The organism is Novosphingobium panipatense, assembly GCF_900182875.1.
Taxonomy (GTDB): domain Bacteria; phylum Pseudomonadota; class Alphaproteobacteria; order Sphingomonadales; family Sphingomonadaceae; genus Novosphingobium; species Novosphingobium panipatense.
Genome location: NZ_FXUI01000010.1, coordinates 98847 through 110076 on the forward strand (window position 1 = coordinate 98847; position 11230 = coordinate 110076).

An 11230-nucleotide genomic window follows, 5' to 3' on the forward strand; every position below is an offset into this window, starting at 1 on the left:
CTTCAGAGCTCGATCATGATACGGACTTTGTCCGGCGTCGTCTCCACAGCGGCGGCGATCTGTTCGCGGCAACGGGTGATGAGGTCCGTAAGTCCGGGCACCGCACGACTGGAGCGCAGGTCCGCCGCCTCCACGCCGAGAGCTTCCGCGATCGCGTCGAGACGGTCCTCGATCGGCCGAGCGCGTCCCTGCTCCCACGCCCAGACGGTCGGCTTGCTGACGCCGAGCCGCGCGGCCAGTTCGCCCTGGGTGAGGCCGCGCAGCTTGCGCAGGCGATGGAGCCGCTCGCCGAGGCTCTCTCCGCCGATCGCGCTGGGGCCCGCAGGCGTGGGGGCAGCGCCAAGGCCAAGCTCAGTCTGGACGGCGCTGCGCAACTGCGCGGCGCGCAGCGTCGCACTGGGGATGCGGCCTTCGAAGGCACAGCCATAGAGCGCGCCGCTCGCCCAGATCACGCGGGCACGGGTCTGCGGGGCTTCGGGAAGATCCAGCTCGAGCGCTTCCCCGATCTCAAGCGAAACCTTGCTTTCCAGCAGCACGCCGGTTTCGGAGAAGTTATGAAGGATGACCTGCACCGCCTCGCCGTTCTCCAGCGCGCCCTTCGTCTCCAACAGCAACCTGCGGCGTTCCGCACGCGGCTTTCCTGCTGCTTCCATCGTCTCGAAGTGTGCCGCTATCGGCATTCTGTGGCCTCCCGTTGCCCGGCAAAAGTCCACGAGTTGGGTTAAGATTTAGTTAGTGATCCCCTCCCTCTCCCTCGAAGGGAGTATAGCTTTCCGCCATTTTCTTGACGGTCCTGCGGGTTAAAGCTGCCCTTAGCCCCCGCAAAGCCAATATGGCTGGCATCGCCGCATGGTCAGGCCCATCTGCGGCAGACCATGACACAGAATCGCGCAGACACCGCCCGTAAGGGCAAGGTCCATCTCGTGGGTGCCGGCCCTGGCGACCCCGATCTTCTGACCCTGCGCGCCGCCCGCATCATCATGAATGCAGCGCTGATCGTGCATGACGGCCTCGTCGATCCGTCCATCCTTGCCATGGTGCGGCCCACGGCACGCCTCGTCTCCGTCGCCAAGAGCCGTTCGCGGCACACGATGAGGCAGGAGGACATCAACGCCCTGCTCGTCCGCGAAGCGCTGGCGGGGCATGACGTGGTCCGGCTCAAGGGCGGTGACCCCTTCATCTTCGGCCGCGGCGGCGAAGAGGCGCAGGCCTGCAAGGAAGCGGGCATCGCGGTGGAGGTCGTGCCGGGCATCTCGTCCGCGCTCGGTGCCTCGGCATCCGCGCAGATTCCACTGACTCACCGCGAGCACGCGTCCATCGTCAGCTTCGTGGCAGGCCAGTGCAAGGGCCTGTCGGACCAGGACTGGTCGGGACTGGCCGGTCCCGGCCGAACGCTGGTGATCTTCATGGGCGTGGCAACGGCGGCGCAGATCTCCGAAAAGCTGATCGCGGATGGCCTTGCCCCCGATGCCGCAGTCGCCGTGATCGAGAACGCCACCCGCGCCGACATGCGCGTGCTGCGCGCGCCGCTCGCCGGGCTTGCTCACCTTGTGGAGAGCGAAAGAGTGCAAAGCCCCGCGATTATCGTTATCGGCTCCGTCGCCGCTGCAGCGGACAACACCATACGCGCCCTGGCGCGGGAGGCAGTACAGTGAAGATCCTGACGGGCAACGACCTGAAGACCGGCGCGGTCATCTGGTGGACCGGCGTGGGCTGGTCGCTCAACGTGAATGATTCCACCGATGTCGGCGAGCATGGCGCCGCCATCATCGCGCGCGAAGAAGGCGCGCAGAACGTCTTCGCCGCTTACGTGGTCGATGGCGTGAAGACCGACGAGGGCGTGCGGCCATCGCACATCAAGGAGCGCATCCGCGCTCTCGGCCCGACCGTGCGGCCTGACCTGACGCTCAAGCCCTCCGACCCCGAAGCCGTGAACTGGGTAATCTGATGTACAAGTACGACGAATACGACCAGCAGATGGTCGACACCCGCGTCGCGGAATTTCGCGACCAGGTCCGCCGCCGCATCGCCGGCGACCTGACCGAGGACCAGTTCAAGCCGCTGCGCCTGCAGAACGGCCTCTACCTCCAGCTGCACGCCTACATGCTGCGCGTGGCGGTGCCCTACGGCACGCTCAATTCCACGCAGATGGCGCTGCTGGGCGACATCGCGGACAAGTACGACCGCGGCTACGGCCACTTCACCACGCGCCAGAACATCCAGTACAACTGGATCAAGCTGGAAGACACGCCCGACATCCTCGCCGAACTGGCGAAGGTGGAGATGCACGCCATCCAGACGAGCGGCAACTGCATCCGCAACATCAGCTCGGACCAGTTCGCCGGCGCCGCCGCCGACGAGATGCTGGACCCGCGCCCTTACGCGGAACTGCTGCGCCAGTGGTCGAGCTTCCACCCGGAATTCCTGGTGCTGCCGCGCAAGTTCAAGATCGCCGTCATCGCGTCCGAAACGGACCGCGCCGCGATGCGCCTGCACGACATCGGCATCAAGATGGTGAAGAATGACGCCGGAGAGATCGGCGCCCAGTTCTACGCCGGCGGCGGCATGGGCCGCACCCCGATGATCGCGCCGCTGATCCGCGAATTCGTGCCGATCCATCAGCTGATCACTTATGCCGAGGCGTGCCTGCGCGTCTACAACCGCTACGGCCGCCGCGACAACAAGTACAAGGCGCGCATCAAGATCCTTGTCCACGAACTGGGCCGCGACGAGTATGTGCGCCAGGTCGAGGAAGAGTTCGCGCACCTGCTCACCCAGCCGATCGAGCCCCCGCTCGCCGAGCTGGAGCGGATCAAGGCGCACTTTGTCGACCCCGCGTTCGACGCCGCCGCGCCGGACGAGCTGGACCTCACCGATCCGGACTTCCGCCTCTGGGTGGAACGCAACACCACGCCGCACAAGCAGCCGGGCTACATCATCGCCACGGTGTCGCTGAAGCCCGTGGGCGGCATCCCCGGCGACGCGACGGCCGACCAGATCCGGCTGATGGCCAAGCTGGCAAAGGATCACTCGTTCGACGAACTGCGCGTCACCCATGCGCAGAACATCGTGTTCCCGCACGTCAGGAAGTCCGATCTCTACACCGTCTGGAAGGCGCTGGACGAGGCGGGTCTCGGCACGGCGAACCTCGACACCGTGGGCGACATCATCGCCTGCCCCGGCCTCGATTACTGCAGCCTCGCCAATGCCCGCTCGATCCCTGTCGCCCAGAAGATCTCCGAACGCTTCGGCTCGGCGCGGAAGCAGGCGGAAATCGGCGAGCTGAAGCTCAAGATCTCGGGCTGCATCAACGCCTGCGGTCACCATCACGCCGGCCACATCGGCATCCTCGGCGTCGACAAGAAGGGTCTGGAAAACTACCAGCTTCTCTTCGGCGGCAGCGAAGGTGCGGATACTTCCCTCGCCCGGATCATCGGCCCCGGCTTCACCGAAGACGGCGTCGTCGATGCCATCGAAAAGGCCACGCAGGTCTACCTCGCCAACAAGCAGGGCGAGGAGCGTTTCCTCGACACCTATCGCCGCATCGGCATGGAGCCGTTCAAGGAGGCCATCTATGGTTGACGTCCAGTTCCGTTTCCGCAGCGATGACGCCGTGAACGATCCGGCCGTGACGGTGGATTCGATCGGCGAACAGTCGAACGCCACGGCCGTCCGCATCGAACCGGGCGACGACGCGCGCGAGCTGCTGCCTTACCTCGATCGCCTGGCGCTGGTGGAAGTGAACTTCCCTTCCTGGACGGACGGACGCGGCTACTCCTCCGCGCGCATCCTGCGCGAAGCCGGCTACACCGGCGAACTGCGTGCCGTGGGCGATGTCGTGATCGACATGCTCCGCCATCTCCAGCGCTGCGGCTTTGACGCCTTCGCGCCTGAAAAGGCGCTCAACGAGGCCGACGCCAAGGCCGCGTTCGAGCGCTGGGAAAATGTCTACCAGGCCACCGCGATAGACGGTCGCCAAGCCATCTGGGCGAAGCGGCACCCAGCCGCCTGAGCCCGGAGCGAAGGAACCTGCCCCATGTTCCGTACCGAAGCTGACAATGAAGCCCGCACCCCTGCTCGGGTGATCCAGCGCATCGACACGTCCCCTCGTTTCACCGAGGCCGACGCGGTGCGTCTCAACCGCCTCTTCCGCGGCACCGACACGAGCGAGATGCTCGAGACGCTGCTTAAGGAACGCATGGCGGGGGATGTGGCGATCGTGTCCAGCTTCGGTGCGGAAAGCGCCGTCCTGCTCCACCTGGTCAGCCGGGTCGACAAGGGCGTGCCGGTGCTGTTCCTCGATACCGGGAAGCACTTCCCGGAAACACTCGCCTACCGCGACCGGCTGGTGGAGCGCCTCGGCCTCACGAACCTCGTGAACCTCACGCCGGACGCGACTGAGATCACGAAGAAAGACGAGAACGGCCTGCGCTGGTCCTGGGACCCGGACGGCTGCTGCGAGATCCGCAAGGTCAAGCCGCTCGCCACGGCGCTGGCGGGCTATGACGCCTCGTTCACCGGCCGCAAGGCGTTCCAGGCGGCGACCCGATCCAGCCTGCCCCGCTTCGAGGTCGACACGGCCGACGCGCAGGGACGGCTCAAGATCAACCCGCTGATCGACTGGTCGGCCGAGCGTCTGGCTGCCTACATCGCCGAGCACGACCTGCCGCCGCACCCACTCGTGGCGGAAGGTTATCCCTCGATCGGCTGCATGCCCTGCACCAGCAAGGTCGCACCCGGCGAGGATCCCCGGTCCGGCCGCTGGAAGGGCTGGGACAAGACGGAGTGCGGCATTCACGTTCCCGGCAAGGACAATGGTCCCGCAAGCGAGTTGCCGCCGGACTTCGACCCGGTTTTCTGACCGACCAGCAGGCGCGCGCGATCCGCATCCGTGCACATTCCTCACAGTGGCGTTGCAGGAAACGCATCGCTGCCCGGGTAGTGCGTGTCACGAAACGTTTCTATTTTGCACCGCAACATGAATCAATCCTCCCCCACCCGCGCGACGCATCCCGCGCTCGTCATCCTTGCGCTCGCCATGGGCGCCTTCGCCATCGGCACGACAGAGTTCGCGGCGATGAGCCTTGTCCCCTTCTTCGCACGTGATCTCGGCCTGACCGAGCCCGAGGCCGGCCATGCGATCAGCGCCTATGCTCTTGGCGTCGTTGTCGGCGCGCCGGTGATCGCGGTCCTTGCCGCCAAGCTGGAGCGGCGCCTGCTGCTCATCGGACTGATGGCGGTGTTCGCGGTGGGCAACGGCATCTCGGCGCTGGCGTCAAGTTACCCGCTGCTGCTGCTGTGCCGCTTCATCAGCGGGCTGCCGCACGGGGCCTACTTCGGCATCGCCGCGCTGGTCGCCGCCTCCCTGGTGCCCGGCAACAAGCGCACGCAGTCGGTGGCGATGGTCATGTCGGGCCTGACGGTGGCGACCATCATCGGCGTTCCCGCCGCCAATTGGCTGGGACAGGCGCTCGGCTGGCGGAGTGGTTTCGCCGTCGTCTCCGGCCTTGCCATCCTCACGATGGCGCTGGTCGCCCTCTTCGCCCCGCACCAGCCGGCCGACGCCGACGCCAGCCCGCTGCGCGAACTGAGCGCGCTGCGCCGTCCGCAGGTGCTGCTCACGCTGCTCACCGGCGCCATCGGCTTCGGCGGCCTGTTCTGCGTCTACACATACGTCGCCTCGACCATGATCGAAGTCACGCACGTATCGGAAAAGTTTGTCCCCGCCGTGCTCGCCGTCTTCGGCGTCGGCATGACCGCAGGCAACCTGTTCTGGGCCTGGATGGCCGACCGCGCGCAAAGCCGCGCCGCCATCAGCGCTCTGCTGTTCAGCGCCGTCTCCCTTGCCCTCTTCTCCGTGATGGCGGGCAACGTCTGGACGCTCTCTCTCGTTGTTCTGCTGATCGGCTTCGGCGGCGGCCTCGGCACGATCCTGCAGACCCGGCTGATGGACGTGGCCGGTGATGCGCAGGCGCTTGCCGCCGCTGCCCACCACAGCGCCTTCAACTTTGCCAATGCCCTCGGCCCCTGGCTCGGCGGCATGGCGATCTCGGCGGGGTTTGGCCTCACCTCGACCGGCTGGATCGGCTCGGGCCTGGCGCTCGGCGGGTTGGCGATCTTCCTGGTGACTCTATCGCTTCACAGGCGCGAGACGCTGCACGCCTGCGCGGCCTGACCGTTCAGGCCTGCAGCCGCCGTTCCAGCAGCATGTGAACGGCTTCGGGCGTCGTCTCGAGTTCGGCGACGAAGTAGTTCTGAACGGGCGCGCCTTCCTCGAAAAGGGGGGCGCCCCGCCCCAGCGTGCGGGACAGCACACGCAGCCAGATGGCATCGGCCTGACCAGAGCCCAGCGCCGCACCCATGGCTCCAGCCTCCCCAACGACCAGCACCGGCCTGTCGCCCGCCGCGTCCTGCGCGGCGGCGAAGGCAGCGGCATAGTCCGGCATGAAGCGGAAATTGTCCCCCGACGGGGCAGCAGGGGCCGTCTCGCTCACGACGAAGACCGGTGTCCCGGGCGGATAGGCCTCGGCCATCCACCCGACGTCGCCCGGAAGTTCGTAGGAGCGGCGGCTCATCACGATCGCCCCGCAGGCCATTTCGAGCCGACCGGACAGGCCGCTGCCGTCGAGGTCCGCGGTGGAGAGCACATTCCGGCCACCCGCATCAGCCCAAAAGCCATCCAGGCTCGATGCTGCGTCGACGATGAGTCTGCCCATAGATTTCGCTCCGACGACCGTTGGAATCGCGTTCGATCTGGCTGCAGTGGACCCAACACCTGAATTGCGGAGCGGTTTCCCAACTCCGGCAAACAGTTGCCGCAGCGCGACAGCCGCCCTCCGCGCCGTTTGGAGACGCGGGGGCGTGCGGGCACTCTTGCCGCAGGGGGAAGCCGGCGTCAGCCGATCATCATGAGGCTGGCGTTACCACCCGCCGCCGTGGTGTTGACGGAGACGGAAACCTCTTCGAGCAGGGATGCGCAATTGGGGCCGATACCATTCCGGTCCCACAGGTGAACCGGCACGATCGGTCCCGGCAGCCGCGCCACCGCCTCGCAGGCCTGGCGCACAGCCTGTGCGTCGCCCTCGACCACGCAGGCGGCATAAGGCGCGTCGTCCGCGTGGCGGAGGCGGGCCTCCACCGCTTGTGGCAATCCGGCCGGAAGGTCCGCCGTCTCGACGGTCGCGGTGTTGCCTGTCGCCAGCACCGCCGCGATCTGGCCCAGAAGACCCTCGCGCGTAGCGGGGCGGAGCAGAACGCGCCCACGGGGATGAAGCGCGTAGACGTTGCGCTCACCCACCGGCCCCGGCAGCAGCACTTCGCGGCCCAGCGCGGTGTCCTGGCCCAATCGGCGCGCGAAGGTGGCGGCCGAGGTTTCGCCCTGCGCGTCAAGCCACGCCGCGTAGGCAGTCAATTCCGCAGGCGCATGCTCCGCAGGCGCAAGCACCACTGGCGCCTGCTTCATCAGCCGGCCGAGGTAGAGCGGGCCGCCCGCCTTGGGCCCGGTGCCGGAAAGGCCACGCCCTCCGAACGGCTGCACCCCGACGATGGCGCCGATGGTGTTGCGGTTGACGTAGAGGTTGCCCGCCCTGACCGCCGCCGTCACGCGCGCGACCGTCTCGTCGAGGCGGGTGTGCAGGCCGAAGGTCAGGCCGTATCCCGTGGCGTTGATGCTGTCGATCAGCGCGTCCAGGTCCTTGCGGCGGAACCGCACGACGTGAAGCACGGGGCCGAAGACCTCACGCTCCAGCTGGTCGATGGCGTCGATCTCGATGATCGTGGGTGCCACGAAGGTGCCGTGCTGCGTCTCGGTTCCAAGCGCGGTCTGCTCGACGCGGCAACCCTTCGCGCGCACCGCATCGATGTGGCGCATGATGCCGTCGCGAGCTTCCTGGGTGATGACGGGACCGATATCGACGCTGAGACGGTCGGGCTTGCCCACGCGCAATTCGGCCAGAGCGCCGCGCAGCATGGTAAGCGTGCGATCCGCCACGTCCTCCTGCAGGCACAGCACGCGCAGAGCCGAGCAGCGCTGGCCCGCGCTGTCGAAGGCGGATCCGATGACGTCCGCCACCACCTGCTCCGCCAGCGCGGAACTGTCCACGATCATGGCGTTCTGGCCGCCCGTCTCGGCGATCAGCGGGATCGGGCGCCCATCCGCCGACGTGCGGGCCGCCAGCTGGCGCTGGATAAGGCGGGCGACTTCGGTGGAGCCGGTGAACATCACCGCCGCTGTCTCCGGCGCGGCGACGAGCGCAGCGCCAAGCTCGCCGGGTCCCGGCATGAACTGCAGCGCATCGGCGGAGACGCCGGCGGCGTGGAGGATACGCACGGCCTCGGCTGCGATCAGCGGGGTTTCCTCGGCAGGCTTCGCCAGCACCGGATTGCCCGCGACCAGCGCGGCCGCCACCTGCCCGGTGAAGATCGCCAGCGGGAAGTTCCACGGACTGATGCAGACCACCGGCCCCAGCGCCGCCTGCTCAGGTCCGACCGTCGCGCGCGCCTGCTGCGCGTAGTAGCGCAGGAAGTCGATCGCCTCGCGCACTTCGGCAACGGCGTTGGCCGCGGACTTTCCGGCTTCGCGGATCGCCAGCCCCATCAGCACCCCCATGCGGTCCTGCATGAGATCGGCCGCCCGGTCCAGGAACGCGGCGCGGTCCGCCACCGGCACCCCGCTCCAGTCCGAGACGGCGGCGCGAGCAACGGCCGCGGCGGCCGCTTCGGGCGCAGCCTCGATGACGGTGCCGACGATATCCGCATGATCGGCGGGGTTGCGAACAGGACGCGGCTGGCCTTCGCCGCTTTCCGGGGCCGCGCGCCACTCCGTACCGGCGGACGCGACGAGCGCGTCGGCCAGCCTGGCGAGGGCGATCTCGTCCGTCAGGTCGATGCCGTCCGAATTGCGGCGATCGGGGTACAGGTCGGCAGGCCGGGCGATGAGGTCATGCCGGGCGCCGGGCTGAGGCATCGCGCGCACCACCTCGACCGGGTCGGCCACCATGGATTCCACCGGCACCGCCGGATCGGCGATGCGGTTCACGAACGACGAGTTGGCGCCGTTTTCCAGCAGGCGGCGCACCAGGTACGCCAGCAGCGTCTCGTGCGTGCCGACCGGCGCGTAGATGCGGCAGGGGCGGTCCAGCTTGTCCTTGCCCACGACCTGCGAATAGAGCGCCTCGCCCATGCCATGCAGGCACTGGAACTCGTACTTGCCCACGGCGAAGTCCGGACCGGCAAGGTGGTAGATCGTGGCGAGGGTCTGCGCGTTGTGCGTCGCGAACTGGGGGAACACCGCGTCCGGCGCGGCCAGCAACTGGCGGGCGCAGGCCACGTAGGAAACATCGGTGTGGACCTTGCGGGTGTAGACCGGGAAGTCGGCCAGCCCGTCCACCTGCGCCCGCTTGATCTCGGCGTCCCAGTAAGCGCCCTTGACGAGGCGAACCATGATCCGGCGGCCCGCCCGGCGCGCGAGATCGACGATCCAGTCGATCACGAAGGGGCAGCGCTTCCCATAGGCCTGGATCACGAACCCGAGGCCATCCCAGCCTGCCAGTTCCGGATCGAGCGCGAGGTTCTCCAGCAGGTCAAGCGAAAGTTCGAGGCGGTCCGCCTCCTCGGCATCGATGTTGAAGCCGATGTCGTAGCCCTTGGCCATCAGCGCCAGCGCCTTCACGGCGGGGAGCAGTTCGCCCATGACGCGATCGGCCTGAGCGCGGGCGTAGCGGGGGTGCAGCGCGGACAGCTTGATGGAAATCCCCGGGCCCTCGTAGATGCCTTTGCCGCCCGAAGCCTTGCCGATGGCGTGGATGGCGTTTTCGTAATCCGCGTAGTAACGCCGGGCGTCCGCCGCCGTCGTCGCCGCTTCACCCAGCATGTCGTAGCTGTAGCGGAAGCCCTTGCCCTCCAGCTCGCGGGCGCGCTTCACGGCTTCGTCGATGGTTTCGCCGGTGACGAACTGTTCACCCATCATGCGCATGGCCAGATCGACGCCGCGCCGGATGACGGGCTCACCGGCGCGCGCGATCAGCCGCGTGAGCGCCGCGCCCAAGCCCTTGTCGTCCACCGAACCGACCAGCTTGCCGGTAACCACGAGGCCCCAGGTCGCGGCGTTGACGAACAGGGACTTGCCGCCGCCCAGATGCCCGCTCCAGTCCCCGTCCGCGATCTTGTCACGGATCAGCGCGTCACGGGTGGCGTCGTCGGGGATCCGCAGAAGCGCTTCGGCAAGGCACATGAGGGCGACGCCCTCCTGGCTGGACAGCGCGTATTCCTGCACCAGTCCTTCGACGCCGGTTCCCTTGTGATTGGCGCGCAGCGTCGTGACGAGCGCGGTGGCGGTCCGGCGCACCGCCGCGCGGGTCGGCTCGTCAAGCGTGGCCCTGTCCAGCAGCGGTGCAAGGCACTCGGCTTCATCCCGGCGGCGCGCATCGGCAATGGCAAGGCGCAGCGGGGTCATTGCACGGACGGCGGGGGCGAACTGGGAGAAAGGAGCGGTCATGTTTCGAGCCGTAACCGATTCACGCTTGGCGATCCGACTTTTCAAGCGCATGTAGCTATACGCTTAGACTTATTTTCCATGATGCATCAGGCAGATTGAATGGCAAAACGCCCTCAGACGGTCGAAATGGATGACCTGGACCGTAAGATCATTGCAATTCTGCGCACCGACGGCCGCATCACCGTGACGGATCTCGCCAAAGCCGTCGGGATGTCCAAGACTCCGTGCCAGGTGCGGTTGCGACGGCTGACGGAAGCCGGGGTGATCCGCGGCTTTCGCGCGGTGGTGGATCCCGCCAGCCTCGGCCTCGATCATGTCGCCTTCGCCGAGGTGAAGCTGTCCGACACCCGCGAGGTGGCGCTGACCGAGTTCAACCGGGCGGTGCGCCGCATTCCCGAGGTGGAGGAATGCCACATGATCGCCAGCAGCTTCGACTACCTGCTCAAGGTCCGCACCGCCGATATCCGGCGCTATCGCGAAGTGCTGGGCGAAAAGATCTCCAGCCTCCCCCATGTCTCCAGCACGTCGACCTTTGTGGCGATGGAGACCGTTAAGGACGCGAGCAGTTGAAGCCGCTCGTTCACACGCGGCTTCATTGACAAGTATAACCATTTAGGTTAGTTACACACTATCCGTGGATCCTGCGGCCGCAGGTGAGACGGTGTTTCGGGTCGGCGTCGTGGGCAGCACGCGAGCGTACAAGCCGTGGTCCACGCCCACAGCGTCCTCCCGGAG

The 11230-nt window shown here is 67.2% G+C and carries 10 protein-coding genes; 7 read left to right on the forward strand and 3 right to left on the reverse strand.

The window, feature by feature from the left end:
* Nucleotides 1-2: 2 nt before the first annotated feature.
* Nucleotides 3-680: a helix-turn-helix domain-containing protein gene (locus QOL62_RS14555; RefSeq protein WP_103730063.1), complete on the reverse strand. Its 678-nt coding sequence runs from the start codon at nucleotides 678-680 to the stop codon at nucleotides 3-5.
* Between the two features lie 195 nt (nucleotides 681-875).
* Between QOL62_RS14555 and cobA the strand changes: the two genes are divergently transcribed.
* The 6 genes from cobA (at nucleotide 876) to QOL62_RS14585 (ending at nucleotide 6175) form a co-directional block, all read left to right on the forward strand.
* Nucleotides 876-1655, forward strand: coding sequence for a uroporphyrinogen-III C-methyltransferase (cobA, locus tag QOL62_RS14560; protein ID WP_283406787.1), 780 nt, complete (start codon nucleotides 876-878; stop codon nucleotides 1653-1655).
* Nucleotides 1652-1948 carry a DUF2849 domain-containing protein gene (locus QOL62_RS14565; protein WP_103730061.1) on the forward strand — a complete coding sequence of 99 codons (297 nt, stop codon included), beginning with the start codon at nucleotides 1652-1654 and terminating at the stop codon, nucleotides 1946-1948. The genes cobA and QOL62_RS14565 overlap by 4 nt, the downstream gene beginning before the upstream one ends.
* Nucleotides 1948-3582: a nitrite/sulfite reductase gene (locus tag QOL62_RS14570; RefSeq protein WP_283406788.1), complete on the forward strand. Its 1635-nt coding sequence runs from the start codon at nucleotides 1948-1950 to the stop codon at nucleotides 3580-3582. Before QOL62_RS14565 ends, QOL62_RS14570 begins: the two co-directional genes overlap by 1 nt.
* The gene (locus tag QOL62_RS14575) at nucleotides 3575-4012 is read left to right on the forward strand and encodes a DUF934 domain-containing protein (protein ID WP_103730059.1); all 438 of its coding nucleotides are present in this window, start codon (nucleotides 3575-3577) and stop codon (nucleotides 4010-4012) included. Before QOL62_RS14570 ends, QOL62_RS14575 begins: the two co-directional genes overlap by 8 nt.
* 24 nt (nucleotides 4013-4036) lie before the next feature.
* Entirely contained in the window at nucleotides 4037-4861 is an 825-nt protein-coding gene (locus QOL62_RS14580; RefSeq protein WP_283406789.1) for a phosphoadenylyl-sulfate reductase, read from the forward strand.
* Between the two features lie 117 nt (nucleotides 4862-4978).
* A complete protein-coding gene (locus QOL62_RS14585) occupies nucleotides 4979-6175 on the forward strand; it encodes an MFS transporter (protein WP_283406790.1) in 1197 nt (398 codons plus the stop codon).
* Between the two features lie 4 nt (nucleotides 6176-6179).
* Here the strand turns inward: QOL62_RS14585 and QOL62_RS14590 are convergent, their stop codons facing one another.
* Together QOL62_RS14590 and putA are read right to left on the reverse strand one after the other, a co-directional pair.
* Complete coding sequence (locus tag QOL62_RS14590) at nucleotides 6180-6716, reverse strand: dihydrofolate reductase family protein (protein ID WP_283406791.1); 537 nt, start codon at nucleotides 6714-6716, stop codon at nucleotides 6180-6182.
* 179 nt (nucleotides 6717-6895) lie between these two features.
* Complete coding sequence (gene putA / locus QOL62_RS14595) at nucleotides 6896-10495, reverse strand: trifunctional transcriptional regulator/proline dehydrogenase/L-glutamate gamma-semialdehyde dehydrogenase (protein WP_379511643.1); 3600 nt, start codon at nucleotides 10493-10495, stop codon at nucleotides 6896-6898.
* 99 nt (nucleotides 10496-10594) lie between these two features.
* Between putA and QOL62_RS14600 the strand changes: the two genes are divergently transcribed.
* Entirely contained in the window at nucleotides 10595-11065 is a 471-nt protein-coding gene (locus tag QOL62_RS14600; RefSeq protein ID WP_103730054.1) for an Lrp/AsnC family transcriptional regulator, read from the forward strand.
* Nucleotides 11066-11230 lie beyond the last annotated feature (165 nt).